The sequence below is a fragment of the Fimbriimonas sp. LA-C6 genome, from assembly GCF_055398105.1.
Genome location: NZ_AP038796.1, coordinates 1,111,333 through 1,131,700, shown reverse-complemented (window position 1 = coordinate 1,131,700; position 20,368 = coordinate 1,111,333). Strand labels below are relative to the sequence as shown.

Here is a 20,368-nt window from a genome sequence, read left to right as displayed (position 1 = left end):
TTTTATTTCGAAGAGTAGTGAGCAATGATCAACTCGCGGACCGTTGCGTAGTTGGGTGTTGTCTGCATTCGATAGATGCCAAACACCATGAAAATCGTGCAGGTCACGATGAAAACTCGATTGGCAAGCGGAGTGTCCGTAGGCAATCTGAGGCCCTTGAAATAGCCATACAGCGCCAAAAAGGCGGATGTCGTAAAGAGTAGGTACAGGGGTGGTCCCAGTGGGTGTGCGTGGAATGCCATGGCAAGGTTGCCATGCAGGAGGGAAGTCCAGCTGGTGGTAAGTCCACAGCCGGGGCAGGGGCGGTTAAAAAGCAGCACGCTCGGGCATGGGGGCAGCCCTAACTGTTGATGGGTCCCGTGCCCAGCGGAATCAGCATGCAAGAACACGCCGATGCCTGTTAAGGTTGCCCAAAAGAGGAACCATAACACCTGACTGAAGAGTGCGCGTTTTGAGTAAGGCTCCTCAAACAGCGTCATAGCCTGCCTCGGCAGGGATCACGCACTCGGGTTGAAGGCGGTTTTCGACAACTCTTGCGATGCTAAAAACTGTGCCACCTGGCTCAAGCAGCGCAACAAGTTTCGAGTCGTACTGTTCTTCCATCGCTATCTGGCGTCCCTCCCTCACATTACGCGTCTGCTCAACATCGAGTTGCATCATAGGCATCGGAGCGAGAGAATCCTTCAAAGAATAGAGACTTGATGTATCGAAATGTTCAAGTTCATGTGCTTGATCTAGTCTAAATCGTCCGACTTCGGTGCGGACCAACTTCGAAAGATGAGCACCGCATCCAAGCTTCTGGCCCAGATCGTGCCCGAGTGTTCGAATGTAAGTTCCACCGGAACATTCGATGGTGGCGATAGCTCGCCTCTCGTCAATGGCCTGGATATCAAACCTGCCAATGTGGACGTTTCGCAGCTCTCGCTCAATTTCGTTTCCAGCCCGAGCGTGCTTGTAGAGTGGTTGGCCGCCCACTTTAACAGCACTGTACATGGGTGGCAACTGCTGAATAAGTCCCAAGAACTGGCCCTTTACCTCGTCTATAGCTGCTTGCAGGTCAGCCGGGACCGGTGCTTCACGGATAATCTCTCCCTCCTTATCATAGGTAGAGGTCTCGACTCCAAAGGTGATCTCTGTTTCGTAAAGTTTAGGTTCTAGTGGTAAATATTGTAAAAATCGTGTTGCAGGGCCCACTGCGATGACCAACAAACCTGTCGCAAGGGGGTCAAGAGTTCCTGCATGGCCAACGCGTTTGGTGCCCAGTCTGCGGCGAACTCGGTTCACCGCATCATGTGACGTCAGGCCAAGAGGCTTGTTAACTAGTAAGACGCCAAGCACGTCTTCAGTTTCTCCATGAGGATGGTTTCAACTTCCTCTACGGGAAGGTCAAATGTGCAGCCCGCTGCGTTCTTGTGACCACCACCGCCGAACTCACGTGCGACCGAAGCGACGTCGATATCATCTCGGGAGCGAATGGAACATCGCACCTTGCCTGCCTTGGGTTCTCGGAGAATTGCTGCGATACGAACACACTCAATGAAGAGCATTTCGTTCACAAATCCTTCTGTGTCTTCGTCACGCGCATAGGCCGAGTCAAAGTCTTTAACGGTCAGCACACCCATTGCGATCTGGTCATTGCTCTCAAGACGCATCGTGTCGAGCATGTGACCCAGAAGCCTAGTTGAAGAGAGCGGTTTCCGCTGGAATACCTCTTCACTTACCCTGTTAATGTCGCCACCGCGCTCTAACAAGAAAGCAGATAGGCTAAGTGCTTCTGGAGTCGTGTTTCGGAACCGGAATGAGCCAGTGTCCGTGACGATTCCTGTGAGCAGACAAGTTGCGATTTCGGGAGTGATATCCGCATCGAGGTCGATCAGGATCTGAGCGATCAATTGCGCTGTCGCACTAGCCCGAACATCCACAATTCTGAGGTCACCGGGCATTTCGTGAGGAATGTGATGATCCACAACGATGAGCCGCTTGCAACTTGCAAAAAAGGGCTCGGTGCTCCCTAATCGATCCATTGCTTCAAGATCCAGCATGAATCCAAGTTCATGGCTTTCGTTCTTGGGGACCTGCCGAATCCGGTCAACTCCCGGCAAGAACTGAAGACTTTTAGGAGCGACGTGGTGGCAAAGAACTTCGTTCTGGACTCCAATAGAGTCAAGATACATAGACATCGCAAGGCTACTGCCTAGTGCATCGCCGTCTGGATTAAGGTGCGTTCCAATAATCACTCCAGATGCATGGAGTGCCTCTTCGCGAAGCTGGAGTGCAAGCGCCTTGGTCTCGCTCAAGCGATACCCCCGAATAGAATGGGTGCTGCCAAAACGTTCCCAGTGTACTCTAGGCGGCTAGAAACTACTTGCAAATCCTTTGGGATGATTCTTGTGCCAATTCCATGCATGTTGAACAATGGTCTCCAATTCAGGATAGGAGGGATTCCAACCCCAGTCTTCGCGGATCTTGTTGGAACCTGCGATCAGCGTTGCAGGATCTCCTTGACGCCTGTCTGCGTCTTCAGCAGGAACCGGATTCCCTGCCACCTTGCCAACCGTTTCTAACACTTGGCGAATTGAGAAACCTACACCATTACCGAGGTTGTAGGCTCTTGATGTGCCTCCAGCTCTTAAGTGTCGAACGGCCAAAAGATGTGCTTGTGCGAGATCCAGCACGTGCACATAGTCTCTTACGCATGTGCCGTCTGGCGTGTTCCAATCTGTACCAAACACTTTGAGCGCAGGGCGACGACCCATGGCCGCCGCAATGGCGAGAGGGATCAAATGTTCTTCTGGTGTATGGTCCTCGCCAATTAAACCCTCAGGATCGGCGCCAGCTGCGTTGAAGTAGCGAAGACAAACGCTCTGGAGTCCATGCCCAATCTCGAAGTCCTTGAGCATCCGCTCGACCGCTAATTTGGTCTGTCCGTAACAACTTGTCGGATTCTTCGCGTGCTCTTCATCGATGGGAATGTAATTGGGTTCTCCAAAGATTGCAGCCGTAGAGCTAAACACAAGCTTCGAGATCTTGGCGCGACGCATCTCCTCAACCAGGTTCAGAACGCCCAGCGTGTTGTTCAGCCAGTACTTTCCTGGCTCGCGGACGCTCTCGCCCACCGAGATGTAAGCCGCGAAGTTGATTACTACATCAATCTCTGGATGACTTTCAAAAACAGCGCGTAGAGTCTCGGGCTTCCGAAGGTCCCCTTCGACGAACTGAGTGCCGTGAAGCGCTTCCTTATGTCCAAACTCAAAGTTGTCTAGAACGATGTGCGGTTCGCCTGCATCTCTCAAAACCTTGAGCATGTGCGATCCGATATAGCCTGCTCCACCAATCACTAAGATCATCGAAAGGATCGTACCACGCGATTTTAGAGGATTCCGATTTCTTGCAGAGATGCTCTTATTTGGGGTGTAGGATTGGAGGAATCTACATGAAATGCGATCCATCCAAAAGCCAGTGCAGCCTGAATGTTCGGGAAACTGTCGTCGAAAAAGACAACTTTTGTGTCGTGATGATAGCGCTCTTGGACCGCGTGAAAGATCGCTTCGTCTGGCTTGGATACCTTCAGCAAGTGCGAAGCATAGTGGTCATCTAGAGAAGCTATGCTCGGGCAGTGTGATGGTGAAGTGAGGATCTCCCAGTGCAGTGCATTGGTGTTACTGAGGCAACACGTCTTTACCGTCGTTTGCTTCAGGTCAGCAATTAGCTGAGGAGTGCCTTCAAACTCTTTCCCAAGGATCGCGTTGTGAGCCTTAATCGCTTGATCAGGCGTTACTCCGAGGCAGACCGCCAGCTCCTGCCCGTATTGCACCTCGTCAATAGCGCCGTCCTGGTAGCGGATAAAAGGCTCAAACTCACCTAGCGGAGTTTTCGCAGTCATATCCAGATTCGATGCTATCCCGAGGGTTTGAATAATCTGCTGCCAATTGTGAATGACGTCGATCAGGACGCCGCCTAGATCAAAGCACACGAGCGTATTAGAACTCACGATCCATTCTATCGGAAGGAGGTTACTGCTCGGTTACTGTGCGGAGATCCCTTTACAAAAATCTTGTAGTGCGTCTTGCAAGCGCCGCATGGGGCTAACTCCGAGTGAAAGCAACTTCTCTGTCGAGAGAACGCTGAAATGTGGTCGTTTTGCAGGTGTCGGCCAATCCGAGGTCGCGATGGCCTCGATGTCTGCTTCCTCACCGGTGCAAACAGAGATGGCTCGTTTTGCAAAGTCGTACCAACTCATCGTTTCGGGTCCGCAGGCGTGGTAGATCCCGGGGAAAGCGTTCATCTCCATGAGGTCGATCAGCACGCGCGCAAGGTCGAGTGTGTAGGTGGGATTACCAACCTGATCTGACACGACGCGTAGGCTCTTTCCAGCCCGATACGCGTTGAGCATGGTTTTTGGAAAGTTGCTTCCTGTCGGACCAAAAACCCAGGAAGTCCGAACAACAAGTCCCCGGTGATAGCCAAGAACCGACTTCTCCCCAGCCAGTTTTGTCCGCCCGTATGCGCTCAATGGGTTGGGAATGTCCTCCTCGGTGTAAGGGGCTGAAGCAGAGCCATCAAAAACGAAATCAGTGCTGATATGTATAAGTCCACAACTTGCAAGACTGCACATTTGTGAGAGGTAAGCCACTCCTAGAGCATTGGCTCCGTAGGCCTCTTGTTCGTGGGTCTCTGCAAGGTCAACCTTGGTGTACGCGGCGCAGTTGATGCACCAATCGAGTTGACCATATTCGCCCGCAGCAATGCGGGCTGAAGATTCAGGATCCGAAATATCGAACTCTGTTCTTGTGACCGGGATGCATTCGTGGTTGCGTTTTGCGAGTTCTGCAACGACGGCAGAACCCAAAGCCCCAGATGCGCCAGTGACCAGAACTCGCATCAGTCGAGGTTCTGCGCTGCTCGCTTAAACCAAAGCTCAGCACCTACTAAGCAGAGGATCACGATGACAGGAATGATCGCCACGGCGTAGTGTGCGTAGATCATCTTCTTCGTGCCTGAAAGGGCTTGTCGGTAGATGAAGCCAGTGTTTCGGTCGAAGAGATTCCAGAGCGTCTTAAAGCCGAGAATAAATGCAAGACCGCTGAGAGCGAACCCAACCCACCGAGCCCATGGCAGCTTCCCAGTTCTCCATCCAGAAGCAAATGCCAAACCATAAACCACTATCCCGAAGAAAAGGCAGAGGAACGGAAGCATGAGTACGTCGGTGACTTTTGCGGGAATATCCATTTTGCGATAACTATCCTTGGGGCTGAGGGATGATACCTGCGAGCCGTGTTAACAAACTGGCAAGAATCGTGCCACTCCAGACTCAGATGATGCCTAACCTGCTGGCAAGATTGCTAGTGAACAGCCGTTCTGGATCCAGTTCCTGCTTGAGAGCGCGGATCTCGCCTAAAGCTGCTTGACCGAGATACCGCTCAAGGTCTTCGGGGCGAAGGGTGCTATCTTTCGCCAAGTAAAAACGCCCGCCAGCATCGAGTACGAGTTCATTCATTCGGTGTGCAAGATCAAACAAACGGTCTTGATTCTTCGGCGTCAACTTGAAGTCCAACGCAAACGAGAACCCATCGACTCCGTGAGAGAACATGAACTTGTCGCGTCGATGCCGTTTTAGAACGCCAAGAAACGACTCTAGTTTGGCCTCTTGCTGCAACTCAACTTGATAGGCAAAGACCTCGGGAGCACGCTCCTTTGGCACGAACGATTGATACTGAATGAAGCCGCCTGGGAGGTACGAGTTCTGCCAACCTGGAACGTAGTCCAGCAGGAAAGAGAACCCGACAAGGCTTTGGCTGTGAGGCTTACCGTTCCCCAGCGTTCTGGATGCGAAGTCTTTGGCCGCGTTCACCGTGCGCATGCCGAGTCGGTTGTTAAACAGCTTCAGAATTCGCCATACCGAGGACTTGGGAAACACCCCCATGACGGTATCGGGAAGGTCTTGGTGTTCTGGCCGCAGGCTAGAGGGGCGCTCGGCGCTCTCATGGGTGTACCAGGCCGCGTGATACAGGCCTCGCCCCATCTTCTTCCCACGGGCAAAGCAGTCCACCCAGCTGACTTGGTAGTCCGACTCACCTTCAAACTCCCAGAAGCACTCAAACTGTTCGTCCCAGTTTGAACAGCAAATGGGCAGAACGCGTAAGTCCCCGCTATGAACGCGCTTCATTTGGAGCTTCACCCGAGTGATCGCGCCAAAAAGTCCACACCCGCTGATGAACGAGTAGAACAGCTTGTCGTTGGGAGTGTATTGCTTCAGCTCACCATTCGCGAGCAGGACCTCGATCTCAAGAACTTGCTCACCGATCGTGCCGACCTGCGGGTTGTTCTTACCGTGGATATTCATGCCCAGGGCACCCGCCATGGTAGGGAACATGGTGCCGCTTACAACGGGTGGCCACCATCCATCTTCAAGAGAGGTCCTCCACAGGTCCTCGATTGTCGCGCCTGCTTCTACTTCGATGATGCCTGTCTTTGGATCCCAATTGAGCACTCGGTTCATCCGGGTGATGTCTAGGATGACGGCTTCATCGGCAATGCTCGCATCGCCGTAGCTACGCCCAGCGCCCCTTAGGACCACTTTGCGTCCTGCTTCTCTCGCGATCCGGAGCACTTCCTGCATCTGCGCCACGTTTGTCGGGCGGTAGAGGTAGCCGTCCGCATGCGAGGAAAGGCCGAACCCTTTCAACTTGGCGATTCTTTCCGCAGGCAGGCTGGTGTTCATATCTTGAGCTTTTGGAAGATGAAGGAGGGAATGTTTCGAAGGATAAGGAAGATCGCTTTGTGGGAAAACTTCAAGTAGTGCTCGCCTGTTTTTGAACTCAGCTGTAGCGTCTTAGCGGCTGCGTCTTCCGGCTTCATGGCCCCTTTGAAGTGAAGATGCTGAATCAGTTCGGTCTCAACAGGGCCTGGCTTGATCGTGACGACCTTGACCCCTTGCTTGGAGAGTCGATTGCGCAGGGCTTCCATGTAGGTTGCCAGTGCTGCTTTGGTCGCGTTGTAGATAGGCTGCCCGGAACGGCCTCGGTCACCTGCCACACTTCCGATCGCCACGATGGATCCACTCTTCGTGTTGCCAAACCGTATCGCGGCCTGATTGAGCCAAGCCACGGCACCTAGTAGGTTCACATCAATCATGGCCTTGTCCTTTTCAAAGGAAAACTCGGTGATGCCGACATCGGGCATGATGCCAGAGTTGTAGATCACTAAGTCCAGCCCTCCGAGTTCTCCGGTGATCTTTTGGAAAAGGGCTGGGATCTCATCAAAGTGGGTGACGTCGTGCACGTAAGCCGTGACTTTGCTCGAATGCTCGTTGACCAGCTTTTGAAGTAACTCCTCCCGGCGTGCAAGAGCCGCGACTTTACAACCGGAGTTCGCAAGCTGCTTCACGAGCTCGGCACCAATGCCAGATGAGGCACCGATGACGATGGCATGCTTGTATTTCGAGGGCGGCATAGACATGAGGTTACCGTGCGGCTAGCTGCCCTCTATGAAAGGAATCCGAAGACCGCCCAATGCAACTGCTGCTGACGCCACAAAACAGATAACGCTGGCAATGATGTGTTTGTCCCGTAGAAGGAGATTTTCTGGCTCGCCACCTTCCCCCTGAGTTAACACGAGGAACAGGTAACGATAGATCCCATAGAAGACAAAGATCGAGGTGACTATGAGGGCTGGATATTGCTTTGCGGTGGGGCTTTCCAGGCTGTAGATGCCGTAGCTCAACGCGGCGCTGGCTGCGGCGACCATGAGCATCGCATCCAACGATTGCTGTGTGTAACCGGAAAGGCTTTCCCGACATTCGTTCCGCTGCTCGCCTTTCAAAATGAACTCATGTCGTCGCTTACCGAAGGCGAGAAGCATCGCGAGAGCTCCTGTGCAATAGAGAAGCCACCCAGAGATATAGGCGTGTATCGCAGCCGCACCTAACGACGCCCGAAGCACAAAGCCGAGGCTTAGGCAAAACACATCGGCTACAGGAACACGCTTGAAATAGCCGTTGTACAAGACCTGAAGCACGAGATAGCTCAGGATGATGGTTATGCTTCCCACTCCAAGAACCAGCGACAAGCCGATACCGGAGATCAAACACAGAAGGCATAACACCCACGCGATTTGAACCGAAATGCTGCCCGCTGCGAGTGGGCGGGTGTTCTTGGTGGGGTGGTTTCGGTCTCGTTCGATATCAATGATGTCGTTGATTACGTACACCGCTGAACTCACAAGCGCCATCGCTGCGAAAGCTATGAGTGAGGAGCCGATCTTAGCAGGGTAGAGATATCCCTTCGTAAAAAGGAGCGCCGCAAAAACCAGAAATCCTTTGGTCCACTGTTTGGGCCGGAGCAGTTGTAGGGAAGTAGGCAGCGGCATGATCTGATTTACTTAACACCTTTCAGGCAAGAAACGAGCCTACCGTTAACTAGCAAAAGAAACACCTTCAAACCCGGCAACTTTCCCTATACAATGCGGTTGCGAGCATTTTTGCCCGCGCACATTTGTCAGGAGGGTTATTTGATGCCTTTCAGGTTTGTATTTTCTTTAGCTGCTGGAGTGGTGGTTGCTAGTGCCTTGGGGCAGCAGTTACCCACTATTCGTTCAAAGGCGTTTTCAAGGCTTCCGAGTGGACCGAAAAACGAAATCTTTGCGGGTGAACTTCTTGTTAAATTCCGGCCTTCGGTGGCTGCACAGTTTGTCGCCGAAACCTCTGCCGCGCCACAACAAAAAACTAAACTGCTCGCCGTTCAACAACGCATTGGGGAAAAGCTCCATGGCGCTACGTTCTCACGGCGTCTACGAGCGCCGGGTTGGACTCGCTGGAAAACCTCGTCACTCATAGATCCCAACCGGCTCATGATGGCGATTAAAAACGATCCAGATGTTGTGTCGGTACAACCGGTCAATCGTATCTACTCATTGATCACCACACCAAACGATCCGGACTATCCAGTGATCGAAACAGACCAACCGATGGTTTTTGATCTGGAAGATACCGGTGAAGCTTCTTTTCGACGTTTATGGCATTTGGATGACACGGCAGCCGAAACAGCCTGGGGCATCTATCCTAACACGTGGTACACGGCAGTTACCAAGCCTCGAAATGCCCCGCTCATCGCGATCATTGATACCGGCGCGGATGTGGACCACCCAGACTTTGCCAACGCGGGAAGCTCCAACACGGACTCTGCGTTTGGCGGTCAGATCGTAAAGTCACTCAGTGCTCAGTTCCAGGATGGGGACGTCGTCCCAGGTGGCAGTTATGTGGACACCAATGGACATGGCACCCACGTCACAGGCCTCGCTGTAGCGGCAGGCAACAACGGTGGCTTTGATAGTCATGGAGTGATCGGAGTGGGTTATAACTCCCGCGCGATGATTCTTAGAGTCTTCGATGACCAGGGTGTTGGGAGCGACATGGATGCGGCCATGGCGATCTATTACGCTGCCGACAATGGCGCCGACATCATCAATCTCTCACTGGGAACCACCAACTACTCACAGATTTTCCAGGATGCGGTCACGTACGCCTGGCAGAAAGGGTCACTCGTCGTGGCTGCAGGCAATGAAGATGGTAGTGGAGGAGGCAATCTCGGGCCGATCTATCCTGCGGCCTGCAGTGGAGCCCTTGCGGTTACCGCAAACGGCCCCAACTTTGTCCATGCCAGTGACAACTATGCTGGTTCAGGCTATTACGTCGGGATCGCCGCGCCAGGCGGAAATCTCGTCACTTACAGCCAGACCGCGTTTGCGCTTCAATACATCTTCTCGACCGCATGTAGACAGCCTTGTGACCTCAGCAACATCGCGGCGCTATTCCCACCATACACTCTCGAATACACTTACCTCATTGGCACGTCGATGGCATGCCCGATCGTCTCTGGTGCAGCAGGATTGTTCTATGGTGAGAACAACCTACGACAAGGGAATTACAACAACATTCGGGCGTTTCGAGCTTTGGAGGCTTCTGCTTTCAACTCCAATGGATCAGCAAAGGGTGGGTGGGATCCGTCACAGGGCTACGGTGCTCTGAACTGTGAAGGACTCCTCAACGAGTCCAACGAACGCGGTGCTTCCATAGGTGGTGCGCACGGGATTATCTACTACGGAGGAACACCCGTCCCGAACGTGCGGGTGACGGCGAAACCGTTCCCTCTCACAAAAAAGACCTATCAAACGACCTCCAAGCAGGATGGTACTTATCGGTTTGATGGCATGCCAGCTGGCATTTACAAGATCTCAGCGGCACCGTTTGGTTCGTCGAAGACGCGTACGATCCGAGTCAAGCAAGGATCTGACTTGACGGGAGTGGACTTCTGGTGCGGTGGATTTACGGGTGATGAGACACCTCCGATCATTGACCACTTCAAAGTATTGTCCACTTCGGCATCCACGATCACGTTCGATCAATTTGCCTACGACACGGAGACAGGCATCGACAAACTGACGTTACGCATTGGGCGGACAGAAGGTGGTAGTGAGGTGCTTGGAGACACCGAAGTCGTCTCGGAAACAGCCGTAACAACCGTTCCGGCCCTGCCTGTGCCGACTTCAGGCAACTGGTACCTCACGGTCACTTACACGAATGGTGCTGGACTTACGAGTGTCGTTTCCAAACGGTTTGGCAATTCGGTAAGCAACGCTGCATTCGTCAGTCAAACCATTCCGGCAACCATGGTGCCTGGACAAACGGCTCCTGTATCCTTCACTTTTAAGAATATAGGAACCGATCCTTGGACAGCCTCTTCGGGTATTTGGCTGAGTTCAATGAACTCCCTCGCCAACACTACTTGGGGTGTAAGTCGGATTGATCTTAATCCAGCCGACACGATTGCGATCAACGCAAGCAAGACATTTAGCTTCAATGTGACAGCGCCCAATACAGTGGGTTATATCGACATGCAGTTCGGCATGGTGAACAACGGAGCTCCTTTTGGAACTCCCAGTACAACTTACTCTGTGTTGGTTGCTCCTCCACTAGCAAGCCAGTTCGTCTCCCAATCGGTTCCAGCAACGGTATCTGCAGGATCTAGCTTTACTGCACAGATAACGATGAAGAACCGAGGTAGCAGGGCATGGCACCATGCGGTGTATCAACTCGGCTCCAAAATGCCGAACAACAACACGACATGGGGTCTCAGTCGAGTGGCAAATAACGGAAATGAGCAGATCATGTTCAATCAGGCGAAGACGTACACGTTAAATTGCACCGCTCCCACGACGCCTGGCACCTATGCCTTCAAATGGCAGATGGTGAAAGACAATGTGAGTTGGTATGGAGAGGAAACTCCAACAGTGAACATTGTCGTGACACCCTAAAAACGAAAAATCGGCAGCAAGGCTTTCGTCTTGCTGCCGGTCTTGTTCGATGTCTTATCGTTTGTGCCGGATTCTTTGGAAGAATCCCCTTCTCGAACCGAATGATCTTCCTTGACTGGTTGTCCAGTAGGTGCTCGTCGAAGGAACTGTGATCAGCTTGATCAGCACAGGATTTTGGGTCCCATTTGATGCGACTCGGTAAAGCCCCGTCGTGCTTGGGCTAAACGTGTCGTTGATGAACGAGATCGTATTTCCATCTTCACTAAACGAGCCGCCCATTTCGGATTCGCCTGGTGTGTTCGTGATCTGTAGCGGTGTACCACCACTCGCGGAAATAACGTACAGATCGCTAGGGGTGCCGCTGCCAGGGTTGTCCTTATTTGAGGAATAGACCACCTTCGTTCCATCCTTGCTAAATTGAGGAGAGGAATTGTAGGCAGTGTCGTCCGCTAGAATCAAAACATTCCCAAGCGGGCTAAGGGTGCGTGTGTAAAGGAAACTTCCGTTTGCTGATGGCTGGGTGTAGACAACCTTTGATCCGTCATAACTGACGAAGGCGTACTCTGCGCTATCGATTAGCTTGGGTGTGCCACCAGATAAGGGCATTGTGTACAGATTGTTGCCTGTGATGTCTTGTGCGACGAAGGCGAATAGGTTGCTACCCGGAATGCTTTGAAGCATGGTAACGCCATAAAAGGGGCCTGCGACAAGGGTCGTTGCACCAGACGCGCTCACCGTTGTGTTCTTAGCGATGCTAAACGATCCGCCGTTATTCACCGCCATGATCCAGCCTCCATCAGAAGATGGGATTGCAGCTGTAACCGTGGAGTCAAAGGTTCCGAAAGTGGCATCGGTGCCGGTGGAAACAGCATAGTAACGCGCTTCTAGCACGCCTGTGGTTTCATCACCGTAAATAATGGCATTGGTTGGTAGAGTGCCCGTCCCACCGGAGGTACTTCCCGAAGTGGATCCGGAAGTGGTTCCAGATGTTGTCCCAGATGTTGTTCCTGAGGAAGAACCAGAGGATGAACCCGCTGAAGAGCCAGCCGATGAACCGGATGACGAGCCTGCAGATGAACCCGCCGATGTTCCTGCTGAAGAACCAGCGGATGATCCTGCAGACGTGCCCGCGGATGTACCGGCCGACGTTCCCGCTGAAGTTCCTGCGGATGATCCTGCAGACGTGCCTGCGGATGTACCGGCCGACGTTCCTGCTGAACCTCCAGCGCTCCCAGGCGTACGATCTGGGGTCGCACCACCTCCTCCACCGCAAGCAATCAGCAACAGAGCAATACTCGTGCCTGCAAGGGGAGTTCTCATCGCGCGCAATCGCCGCCAAAATTCCGAAGATTCGTACATCTTGTAGAAATCTTCGGTACCCCGCGATCATGCCTGTAGCAAACACGTTTCGGAAGCCGAAAAAATTAAAGAATTCTTACGCCTAAAACGTCAACTTATCTTTAGGAATGGCTGCCAGGGGAAGAGCCCGAGCGTCCTTTTCGGAGATGATCGGAGTTTCAATCGGCCACTGGATGCCAATCTCAGGATCATTCCATAAAATGCTGCCATCAGCGCTAGGATCGTATAGGGAACTGCATTTATAGGCAAACAACGCTGTCTCGCTTAGTACGACAAAGCCGTGCGCATATCCCGCTGGGATGTAAAACTGACGGTGATTCTCACTCGAAAGAAGAACACCTACCCACTTGCGAAAGGTGGGCGATTCAGCGCGGATATCAACGGCGACATCGAACACTTCTCCCTGCAAGACATGCACTAATTTTGCTTGAGGATTCGGATTTTGAAAGTGCAAACCCCGCAGGACACCTTTAGTCGAAAAAGAAAGATTGTCTTGAGGGAATTCAATATCGATCCCAGCTTCACGGTATCTGACTGCGTTAAAAGTCTCCAGGAAATATCCACGGTTGTCGTGGAAGCACTTGGGATCTATGATGAGGACTCCCTCTAACTCAGTCTTCGAAACGGTCATAGATTCCTAGCGGGCGACGTAGTTTTGGTCTATCCAGGACTGGTACGCACCCGTCCGGACACTCTCGACCCACTTTTCGTTGTCAAGGTACCAGCTAACGGTCTTTGCAAGTCCCGAGTCAAAGCTCTCGACAGGCTCCCATCCCAGTTCGGTGCGAATCTTCGTGGCATCAATGGCATACCGCAAGTCGTGACCGGGACGGTCCTGAACGTACGTGATCAAAGATTGTAGCTCTGGAAGGGGCTTTCCAGTGAGATTGGCCACTGTTGCCAAAATCTGGTTGACTACATCGATATTTCGTTTCTCGCTGTTGCCCCCAACGTTGTAAGTTTCGCCGTCTCGCCCTTTGCAGGCGGCCGTCCAAATGGCTCGACAGTGATCTTCAACATATAACCAATCCCGCACATTGAGCCCCTTTCCATAGACAGGCAGCGGCTTGCCTTCGATTGCGTTGAGGATCATGAGGGGAATGAGCTTCTCAGGGAAGTGGTAGGGGCCGTAATTGTTGGAGCAGTTCGTGATGCGAGTGGGCAGCCCGTAGGTCCGGTTGTAGGCTCTCACAAAATGGTCGCTGCTTGCTTTGGAGGCACTGTACGGACTGCTAGGGTCATAAGCTGTGCTTTCAGTGAAGAGCCCATCTTCGCCAAGTGAACCATACACCTCATCGGTGCTTACGTGGTGGAACAGCTTGCCGCTCTTGTCTGCCCAGAGCTTGCGACACGCCTCTAGCAGATTATAGGTGCCCACAACATTCGCAAAAACGAAGTCTTGCGGGTTTAGAATGCTTCGGTCAACATGGCTCTCGGCAGCAAAGTGGATTACCCAATCCGGTTGATATTGATTGAAGGCCGAAGCCACTTGAACTGGGTCTGCGATGTCCACTTTGGCAAATGCGTAGTTCGCTGCATCATGAATCGATTCAAGGTTTAGAGGATTGGCAGCGTAAGTGACTTTGTCAATATTTACAAAATTTACATTTGGTAAATGCGGCACTGCAAGCCTCAAAAAGTTTGATCCGATGAACCCTAAACCGCCCGTTACAAGAACGGTTAAGTCGTTAGGAATAGGTATGTTCCACGTAGAGTCAGACAATAGGGTTCTCCTTCAAATAGGGCATTTTCATTCTACCTAAGCACTGATTTGGGTTCGAAAAGGGGTAGGTATGCTCTTTCTATATGTGTGGCATCGCAGGTTATGTAGGTCCAAGGAACGCTCCAGAAATTGTTTATGATCAGTTAAAGCGACTGGAGTATCGCGGATACGACAGCGCTGGCATGGCCTACATCGTCTCAGGCGGGCTGGACGTGCTGAAGAAAGCCGGCAAGCTTTCTAACCTCAAGGCCCTCCTCGATGAGATCCATCCTCAGTCACACTGCGCGATTGCTCACTCGAGGTGGGCAACCCACGGCGGTCCTACCGATACCAACGCTCACCCGCACTACGATGGTTCCGGGGAAATTGCACTGGTTCACAACGGCATCATCGAGAACTACCTGGATCTGCGTGAAGAACTGCTTCGTGATGGACACACCTTCCTCTCGCAAACCGACACCGAGGTAGCCGCTCACATTGTTGGTGTTGAGTACGCGAAGGGCGGTTTGCTGGAAGATGCGGTGCGCAGAGCGATCCAAAGACTGCGGGGTGCCTATGCGCTTGTGGTCGTCTCCTCCAAAGAACCCAACAAACTGGTTGCCGTTCGAAACGCGAGTCCATTAGTGCTGGGCCTTGGCAAGGGCGAGAACATGCTTGCAAGCGACATCCCAGCGCTCTTGCCCTACACCCGAGAAGTGATCATTCTGGAGGAGGGCTGCCTGGCCATCATAAATGATGAAGAGATCCGAATCCTAGATCGAGACGGTCGGGCGCTCCCCGTTAAACCCATGCACATCGAGTGGGACGTCGCCGTAGCAGAGCGCGGCGGTTACGAACACTTCATGCTGAAGGAGATCTTTGAACAGCCAGATGTGATCCGGAATTCATTAGCAGGCCGATTTGATGATGAGGGCAAAGTGCATCTGGAAGGGTTGTTCTCAGAGCATATTTGGAACGAAATCGACCGAGTGAACATCATCGCATGTGGAACGGCATACCATGCGGGTCTGATGGGTAAGCACCTGTTCGAGAAGCTTCTCCGACTGCCCACCGATGTCTACTTCTCCAGCGAATTTCGGTACGGAGACCCCGTTCTCTCGCCTAAGAGTTTGGCGATTTTTGTAAGTCAGTCGGGTGAAACGGCGGATACTCTTGCCGCTTTAAGACTGTGCAAGTCGCGCCGAATCAGAACGCTTGGCATCGTCAATGCGGTGGGTTCCAGCATAGCCCGTGAATGCGACAGAACACTTCTAACCCAGGCTGGACCTGAGATTTCCGTCGCTAGCACCAAGGCTTATACAGCTCAGGTGATGGTTCTCACACTTCTGGCGCTGTATGTGGCCCAAGTCCAAGAGACGCCTGGTATTCGAGTTGACGAATGGCTAGACGCACTGAGACGACTGCCTGACTTAGCACAGGAGGCTCTGAAGTGCAACGATGAGGTCGCCAAACTCGCCGAGGAGATCAAAGACACAAAGCTCTGCTTCTTCCTAGGTAGAGGAGCAGATGCCTATGTGGCTTTTGAAGGGGCGCTGAAGTTGAAGGAAGTTGCCTATATCCCCACGCAAGAGTCACCCGCTGGAGAAATGAAGCACGGTCCACTGGCACTGGTCGAGAAAGGCGTCGTCTCTATCTTTGGCTCGACGGACCTTGCGACTACCGACAAGATCATCAGCAATATGAAAGAGGTGCAGGCTCGTGAAGGAACCGTTGTTTGCGTGACCAGCGATCCAACTGGCACCACCCGGAAGGCGGCTGACTACACGATTGATCTTCCTTCAAGCAAGTTCGATTTTCTGAACGCCCTCCTCTCCGTGATTCCGCTCCAATTGCTTGCCTATTACGTAGCGAAGGCGAAAGGATGTGAGATCGACCAGCCGAGAAACCTGGCAAAATCCGTGACGGTTGAGTAGTCAAGGAACGAGCAACGCTATCCGAAGATTAACAGTGTATTTATTCGAAGCTGCAAAAGTGGAAAAGAATTGTATGCACCAGGGAAGGGGTATATAATCAGATTGCACATCGTAGTGCAGTTTGTTTTTGTTTGGAGAATTTTTTTGAAAGTTGGGCTACGATGATAACACCTGCTCACCGAGAAGCTAACTCCTATGGAGAAGTACCTGGGCCCGTGATATTTAACGTGGAGATTCATCCTGTGAAATATCGCTTTGCTAAGAGAGCCTTCGACATAGTGGCGTCGACCATTTGTCTGCTTTTGGCTCTGCCCATCATTCTGGTCATTGGACTGCTTGTGAAGATCATGAGTCCCGGACCGGTCTTCTACAAGAGCCATCGGATTGGCTTAGGTGGTCAGCCATTCCTCTTCCTCAAGTTCAGGTCTATGTACTAGATGCGGATGCTCGCCTTGCCGAACTGCAAAAGCATAACGAGAAAGACGGCCCAATTTTTAAGATGAAGGACGATCCACGCGTGACGCCGATCGGTCGATTCATCCGTAAGTACAGCCTAGACGAACTGCCGCAGTTCATTCATGTGCTCACAGGGCAAATGAGCATGGTTGGCCCAAGACCGCCTGTGCCTCGCGAAGTGGAAAAGTACGACGACCACTGCCTTAAGCGACTCTCTATCAAACCGGGTATCACCTGTTACTGGCAAATCATGGGCCGAAGCAATCTCACCTTCGAGCAGTGGATGGACCTTGACAGGAAATACATCGAAGAGATGACCTTCTGGAACGATTTGGCCATCATTGTAAAGACTCCGGCCGCTGTGTTTAAGGGACGCGGAGCCTACTAAGTTCTCGTGCTATTTTTGGTTTGCCAAGTGAGCCTCGGAAAGCTCGCAAAGTGCATGTCCAATCATGATGTGCATCTCTTGAATGCGCGCGGTAATCATCGACGGGATGCAAAAACACTCGTCGCACTCCGCAGCCAGCTTTCCGCCGCTCATGCCGGTGAATCCAACCACCTTCATGCCCTTCTTCTTAGCGGAGGCGACTGCCTTCAAGATGTTGGCGCTGTTGCCGCTTGTTGTAAGTCCGATCAGTACGTCTCCGGCCTGGCCAAGAGCATCGACTTGTCGCTCATAAACCACGTCGTAGCCGTAGTCGTTCGCAACAGCCGTGAGAATGGTGGTGTCCGTATGGAGTGCGATGGCAGGATAGGCAGCCCGATCCAAGAGGAATCGGCCAACGAACTCGCCTGCAAGGTGCTGAGCGTCCGAAGCCGAACCACCATTTCCGCAAAGCAGTATCTTGCCGCCCGACTCAAGGCAATCGACGAGCAGGTTTGCCACACGCTCTATCTGGGGAACAAGGCTTCTGGTGTCCTGGAGAACCGCCTCGTGCTCAGAAAAGATCGCTTCAATGCGGGCGTGGGTGTGTTCATGGTTCAGCATAGATTTCCCTCTGTCTCCGGCTGGAGTCTGCCGATTTATACCTCAGCCTTTCGGTTAAATCAGAGGAAAGCTAATTTTGTCCGTGCAGGTATTCTTATGAGCCTCGGAGGTTTGGAACGGCTATTTCTATCGCTTAGTACAAGTTGATTCATATGTTCCACGATCCTCTTGCAGTGAAGTCTGCGATCATCCACGAGTTTCCCAAGCTAAAGGTGCTGGTAGTCGGCGATCTTATGATCGATCGATACGTTTGGGGGAGCGTCAGCCGTGTCTCGCCAGAAGCCCCTGTCCCAATCGTACGGCTTGAAAGAAGAAGCGAAACGTTGGGTGGCGCTGCCAACGTGGCCAACAACTTGGTCCATCTCGGAGTTAAGGTTGACCTCGCTGGATATGTCGGTCATGACCGCGATGCGGCAGTTGCACACGAGTTGTGCGCGTCTAAAGGCGTCGGCTCGAAGGCAGTCGTATCGATTAACGATTTTTGCACGATCACCAAAACACGTGTCTTTGGTGAGCACCAACAGCTCCTGCGGATTGATGAAGAGACGACCGACGCCAGAGGCGAGGAAGATGAAGCAATCCTGCTCCAAGCGATCCGTGAGCTATTCATCGAGAACCCTTACAACGCCGTGATTCTCTCAGACTATGCAAAGGGGGTATGCGGTCCTTCGTTCTGCCAAGCACTGATGAAGCTGGCGAAACAGAACGACATTCCGGTCTTTGTGGATCCCAAGGGGGTCGATTACGACAAATATGCCGGGGCGACCGCAATCAAGCCCAACAAGAGCGAAATGACCGACATCGCTCGTAAATTAGGCTGGCCTCTCAACGATCTTTATGAAAGCGCGCGACTGCTCCAGAAGCGACTCGATCTCGAGTTTGTCGCCTTGACCCTCGGCGCGAATGGTATCGCCCTGCTGCAGGGTGATCAGCTTAACCATGTGCCCGCAAAGGCGCGAGAAGTGTACGACGTCTCGGGCGCGGGTGATACCGTTATTGCCACTCTCGTGTCCGCCTACGCATCCAAGCTGACGCTTCTCGATTCACTGGCACTCTGCAACTTGGCAGCCGCACAAGTGGTTGCTAAGCTTGGCTCTACCCCAGTCGAACGAGACGAGCTTCTTCTCGCGGTTCAGTCAGAGAATCGGGCCGAGGGTCTGCGGAAGCTCTTTGCAACCGATGATATTCTGCGGCTGGTTGAGGCGTGGAGAACTAAGGGCTATAAAATTGGTCTGACCAATGGCTGTTTCGATCTGCTTCATGCAGGACATGTGCGACTGCTGGAGGATTCCGCAAACGCGGCAGACAAATTGATCGTGGCGATCAATTCGGACGATTCAATCCAGAGGTTGAAGGGCAACGGAAGACCGCTTATGCCAGAGAACCAGCGGGTCCAGGTGCTTTCGGCCCTGGAATGCGTGGATGCTATCGTGGTGTACGGAGAAGATACACCTCTAGAGCTCTTGGATGCGATTCGTCCAGATATTTTGATTAAAGGGAACGACTACACGGCTGATAAGGTCGTTGGAGCCGATTTCGTGGAGTCATACGGTGGTGTAGTCAAGCTAATTCCTCTCATGGAAGGGATTAGCACCACTAAACTAGCGGCTGCAATTAACAGTCTATAAAGTGCCTAAAGGAAAATTGAATGATCGTATTAACGGGTGGAGCGGGTTTTATTGGTAGCAACATTCTTGGCCGTCTCAACGAGATGGGCGAGGAAAACATCCTCGTGGTGGACAATCTCAAAAGTGCGGACAAGTACCGCAACTTGGTAGGGAAGAAGTTCATTGACTACCTTCCGAAAGCAGAGTTCCGCGAACTTCTCCTAGAAGGCGCATTCGATAACGTGACTGCTATTTTTCACCAGGGCGCATGTACGGACACCATGGAATACAACGGTGAGTACATGATGGATAACAACTACGAGTACTCGAAGGATCTACTTCACTTCGCACTTGAGAACAAAATCCCCATGGTCTATGCTTCAAGCGCGGCAACCTACGGCCACTCTGAGATTGCAGTCGAAAATGCCGAGAGTGAAGCTCCTCTTAATATCTACGGCTATTCAAAGCTGATCTTCGATGAATATGTGCGTCGCGTGGCTTTCGGCGCGGAGTCCACAGTGGTCGGCCTTCGGTATTTCAACGTATACGGCCCAGGTGAATGGCACAAAGGTCGAATGGCTTCCATGGTTTATCAACTCTACAGTCAAGTGAAATCGACGGGTGTAGCCAAGCTGTTTGGAAGCATCGGCAAATACGCTGACGGTGACCAGCGCCGAGACTTTATCTACGTCAAAGACCTGGTGGATCTTAACCTCTACTTCTGGCAGCGAGACCCTGTTCAGGCTGTTGTGAATGCAGGTACCGGGGAAAGCCGCTCATTCAACGATCTTGCCAACGCTGTGATCAAGGCTGTTGGTAACGGACACATTGAATACATTCCGTTCCCACCCCAGTTGGTCGAGAAATATCAGTTCAATACAAAAGCAGACTTAACACAACTGAGGTCGTTGGGTTATGATAAGCCTTTCTACAGGTTGGAAGACGGCGTTGCGGAGTATCTAGGCGGGATTGACGAGATGACTCGCAAATTCCGTGCTGAGACTAATTAACT

At 52.3% G+C, this 20,368-nt stretch carries 21 protein-coding genes; 7 read left to right on the top strand and 14 right to left on the bottom strand.

Annotated features, from left to right (window positions below; translation table 11 throughout):
- Positions 1–2 precede the first annotated feature (2 nt).
- The 10 genes from ACZ51B_RS05325 to ACZ51B_RS05280 all read right to left on the bottom strand — a co-directional run bounded on the left by ACZ51B_RS05325 (position 3) and on the right by ACZ51B_RS05280 (position 8,367).
- Positions 3–479: a DUF2752 domain-containing protein gene (locus ACZ51B_RS05325; protein ID WP_464296200.1), complete on the bottom strand. Its 477-nt coding sequence runs from the start codon at positions 477–479 to the stop codon at positions 3–5.
- Complete coding sequence (gene truB, locus ACZ51B_RS05320) at positions 466–1,284, bottom strand: tRNA pseudouridine(55) synthase TruB (RefSeq protein ID WP_464297170.1); 819 nt, start codon at positions 1,282–1,284, stop codon at positions 466–468. The genes ACZ51B_RS05325 and truB overlap by 14 nt, the downstream gene beginning before the upstream one ends.
- 35 nt (positions 1,285–1,319) lie before the next feature.
- Positions 1,320–2,297: a DHH family phosphoesterase gene (locus tag ACZ51B_RS05315; protein ID WP_464296199.1), complete on the bottom strand. Its 978-nt coding sequence runs from the start codon at positions 2,295–2,297 to the stop codon at positions 1,320–1,322.
- A gap of 57 nt (positions 2,298–2,354) precedes the next feature.
- Entirely contained in the window at positions 2,355–3,347 is a 993-nt protein-coding gene (gene galE, locus ACZ51B_RS05310) for a UDP-glucose 4-epimerase GalE (protein ID WP_464296198.1), read from the bottom strand.
- A 23-nt stretch (positions 3,348–3,370) separates the two neighbouring features.
- Positions 3,371–3,991, bottom strand: a complete 621-nt coding sequence (locus ACZ51B_RS05305; RefSeq protein ID WP_464296197.1) for an HAD-IA family hydrolase — start codon at positions 3,989–3,991, stop codon at positions 3,371–3,373.
- A 33-nt stretch (positions 3,992–4,024) separates the two neighbouring features.
- Positions 4,025–4,882: a dTDP-4-dehydrorhamnose reductase gene (gene rfbD / locus ACZ51B_RS05300; RefSeq protein ID WP_464296196.1), complete on the bottom strand. Its 858-nt coding sequence runs from the start codon at positions 4,880–4,882 to the stop codon at positions 4,025–4,027.
- On the bottom strand, positions 4,882–5,229 hold the full coding sequence (locus tag ACZ51B_RS05295; RefSeq protein WP_464296195.1) for a hypothetical protein: 348 nt from the start codon (positions 5,227–5,229) through the stop codon (positions 4,882–4,884). Before ACZ51B_RS05295 ends, rfbD begins: the two co-directional genes overlap by 1 nt.
- Before the next feature lie 82 nt (positions 5,230–5,311).
- Positions 5,312–6,721 carry an FAD-binding oxidoreductase gene (locus ACZ51B_RS05290; protein ID WP_464296194.1) on the bottom strand — a complete coding sequence of 470 codons (1,410 nt, stop codon included), beginning with the start codon at positions 6,719–6,721 and terminating at the stop codon, positions 5,312–5,314.
- The gene (locus ACZ51B_RS05285; protein ID WP_464296193.1) at positions 6,718–7,458 is read right to left on the bottom strand and encodes an SDR family NAD(P)-dependent oxidoreductase; all 741 of its coding nucleotides are present in this window, start codon (positions 7,456–7,458) and stop codon (positions 6,718–6,720) included. Before ACZ51B_RS05285 ends, ACZ51B_RS05290 begins: the two co-directional genes overlap by 4 nt.
- A gap of 15 nt (positions 7,459–7,473) precedes the next feature.
- Positions 7,474–8,367: a UbiA prenyltransferase family protein gene (locus ACZ51B_RS05280; RefSeq protein WP_464296192.1), complete on the bottom strand. Its 894-nt coding sequence runs from the start codon at positions 8,365–8,367 to the stop codon at positions 7,474–7,476.
- A 144-nt stretch (positions 8,368–8,511) separates the two neighbouring features.
- Here ACZ51B_RS05280 and ACZ51B_RS05275 point away from each other — a divergent pair, with 144 nt between their 5' ends.
- A complete protein-coding gene (locus ACZ51B_RS05275) occupies positions 8,512–11,310 on the top strand; it encodes a S8 family serine peptidase (protein ID WP_464296191.1) in 2,799 nt (932 codons plus the stop codon).
- 54 nt (positions 11,311–11,364) lie between these two features.
- Here ACZ51B_RS05275 and ACZ51B_RS05270 read toward each other — a convergent pair whose 3' ends face one another.
- On the bottom strand, positions 11,365–12,201 hold the full coding sequence (locus tag ACZ51B_RS05270) for a TolB family protein (protein WP_464296190.1): 837 nt from the start codon (positions 12,199–12,201) through the stop codon (positions 11,365–11,367).
- A 25-nt stretch (positions 12,202–12,226) separates the two neighbouring features.
- On the opposite strand from ACZ51B_RS05270, the gene ACZ51B_RS05265 reads away from it, so the two are divergent.
- Entirely contained in the window at positions 12,227–12,676 is a 450-nt protein-coding gene (locus ACZ51B_RS05265; protein ID WP_464296189.1) for a hypothetical protein, read from the top strand.
- 75 nt (positions 12,677–12,751) lie between these two features.
- Here ACZ51B_RS05265 and rfbC read toward each other — a convergent pair whose 3' ends face one another.
- Both rfbC and rfbB read right to left on the bottom strand, forming a co-directional pair.
- Positions 12,752–13,300, bottom strand: coding sequence for a dTDP-4-dehydrorhamnose 3,5-epimerase (gene rfbC, locus ACZ51B_RS05260; RefSeq protein ID WP_464296188.1), 549 nt, complete (start codon positions 13,298–13,300; stop codon positions 12,752–12,754).
- Positions 13,301–13,306: 6 nt separating this feature from the next.
- Positions 13,307–14,392, bottom strand: coding sequence for a dTDP-glucose 4,6-dehydratase (rfbB, locus tag ACZ51B_RS05255; RefSeq protein ID WP_464296187.1), 1,086 nt, complete (start codon positions 14,390–14,392; stop codon positions 13,307–13,309).
- An 83-nt stretch (positions 14,393–14,475) separates the two neighbouring features.
- Here rfbB and glmS point away from each other — a divergent pair, with 83 nt between their 5' ends.
- From glmS to ACZ51B_RS05240, 3 genes are all read left to right on the top strand, one after another.
- Positions 14,476–16,305: a glutamine--fructose-6-phosphate transaminase (isomerizing) gene (gene glmS / locus ACZ51B_RS05250; RefSeq protein WP_464296186.1), complete on the top strand. Its 1,830-nt coding sequence runs from the start codon at positions 14,476–14,478 to the stop codon at positions 16,303–16,305.
- A gap of 242 nt (positions 16,306–16,547) precedes the next feature.
- Entirely contained in the window at positions 16,548–16,742 is a 195-nt protein-coding gene (locus tag ACZ51B_RS05245; protein ID WP_464296185.1) for a sugar transferase, read from the top strand.
- Between the two features lie 62 nt (positions 16,743–16,804).
- Positions 16,805–17,149 carry a sugar transferase gene (locus ACZ51B_RS05240; RefSeq protein WP_464296184.1) on the top strand — a complete coding sequence of 115 codons (345 nt, stop codon included), beginning with the start codon at positions 16,805–16,807 and terminating at the stop codon, positions 17,147–17,149.
- 9 nt (positions 17,150–17,158) lie between these two features.
- Here the strand turns inward: ACZ51B_RS05240 and gmhA are convergent, their stop codons facing one another.
- Positions 17,159–17,749, bottom strand: coding sequence for a D-sedoheptulose 7-phosphate isomerase (gene gmhA / locus ACZ51B_RS05235; RefSeq protein WP_464296183.1), 591 nt, complete (start codon positions 17,747–17,749; stop codon positions 17,159–17,161).
- A 152-nt stretch (positions 17,750–17,901) separates the two neighbouring features.
- On the opposite strand from gmhA, the gene rfaE2 reads away from it, so the two are divergent.
- Positions 17,902–19,377: a D-glycero-beta-D-manno-heptose 1-phosphate adenylyltransferase gene (rfaE2, locus tag ACZ51B_RS05230; RefSeq protein WP_464296182.1), complete on the top strand. Its 1,476-nt coding sequence runs from the start codon at positions 17,902–17,904 to the stop codon at positions 19,375–19,377.
- Positions 19,378–19,397: 20 nt separating this feature from the next.
- Positions 19,398–20,366 carry an ADP-glyceromanno-heptose 6-epimerase gene (gene rfaD, locus ACZ51B_RS05225; protein ID WP_464296181.1) on the top strand — a complete coding sequence of 323 codons (969 nt, stop codon included), beginning with the start codon at positions 19,398–19,400 and terminating at the stop codon, positions 20,364–20,366.
- Positions 20,367–20,368 lie beyond the last annotated feature (2 nt).

Excerpts from the sequence above, each read along its gene's own strand:
- ACZ51B_RS05285 (WP_464296193.1), bottom strand. The coding sequence starts at position 7,458 with ATGTCTATGCCGCCCTCGAAATACAAGCATGCCATCGTCATCGGTGCC.
- rfaE2 (WP_464296182.1), top strand. The coding sequence starts at position 17,902 with ATGTTCCACGATCCTCTTGCAGTGAAGTCTGCGATCATCCACGAGTTT.
- ACZ51B_RS05325 (WP_464296200.1), bottom strand. The coding sequence starts at position 479 with ATGACGCTGTTTGAGGAGCCTTACTCAAAACGCGCACTCTTCAGTCAG.
- gmhA (WP_464296183.1), bottom strand. The coding sequence starts at position 17,749 with ATGCTGAACCATGAACACACCCACGCCCGCATTGAAGCGATCTTTTCT.
- ACZ51B_RS05280 (WP_464296192.1), bottom strand. The coding sequence starts at position 8,367 with ATGCCGCTGCCTACTTCCCTACAACTGCTCCGGCCCAAACAGTGGACC.
- galE (WP_464296198.1), bottom strand. The coding sequence starts at position 3,347 with ATGATCTTAGTGATTGGTGGAGCAGGCTATATCGGATCGCACATGCTC.
- ACZ51B_RS05275 (WP_464296191.1), top strand. The coding sequence starts at position 8,512 with ATGCCTTTCAGGTTTGTATTTTCTTTAGCTGCTGGAGTGGTGGTTGCT.
- rfaD (WP_464296181.1), top strand. The coding sequence starts at position 19,398 with ATGATCGTATTAACGGGTGGAGCGGGTTTTATTGGTAGCAACATTCTT.
- ACZ51B_RS05295 (WP_464296195.1), bottom strand. The coding sequence starts at position 5,229 with ATGGATATTCCCGCAAAAGTCACCGACGTACTCATGCTTCCGTTCCTC.
- rfbD (WP_464296196.1), bottom strand. The coding sequence starts at position 4,882 with ATGCGAGTTCTGGTCACTGGCGCATCTGGGGCTTTGGGTTCTGCCGTC.
- ACZ51B_RS05265 (WP_464296189.1), top strand. The coding sequence starts at position 12,227 with ATGGCATTGGTTGGTAGAGTGCCCGTCCCACCGGAGGTACTTCCCGAA.
- glmS (WP_464296186.1), top strand. The coding sequence starts at position 14,476 with ATGTGTGGCATCGCAGGTTATGTAGGTCCAAGGAACGCTCCAGAAATT.
- ACZ51B_RS05240 (WP_464296184.1), top strand. The coding sequence starts at position 16,805 with ATGAAGGACGATCCACGCGTGACGCCGATCGGTCGATTCATCCGTAAG.
- rfbC (WP_464296188.1), bottom strand. The coding sequence starts at position 13,300 with ATGACCGTTTCGAAGACTGAGTTAGAGGGAGTCCTCATCATAGATCCC.
- ACZ51B_RS05290 (WP_464296194.1), bottom strand. The coding sequence starts at position 6,721 with ATGAACACCAGCCTGCCTGCGGAAAGAATCGCCAAGTTGAAAGGGTTC.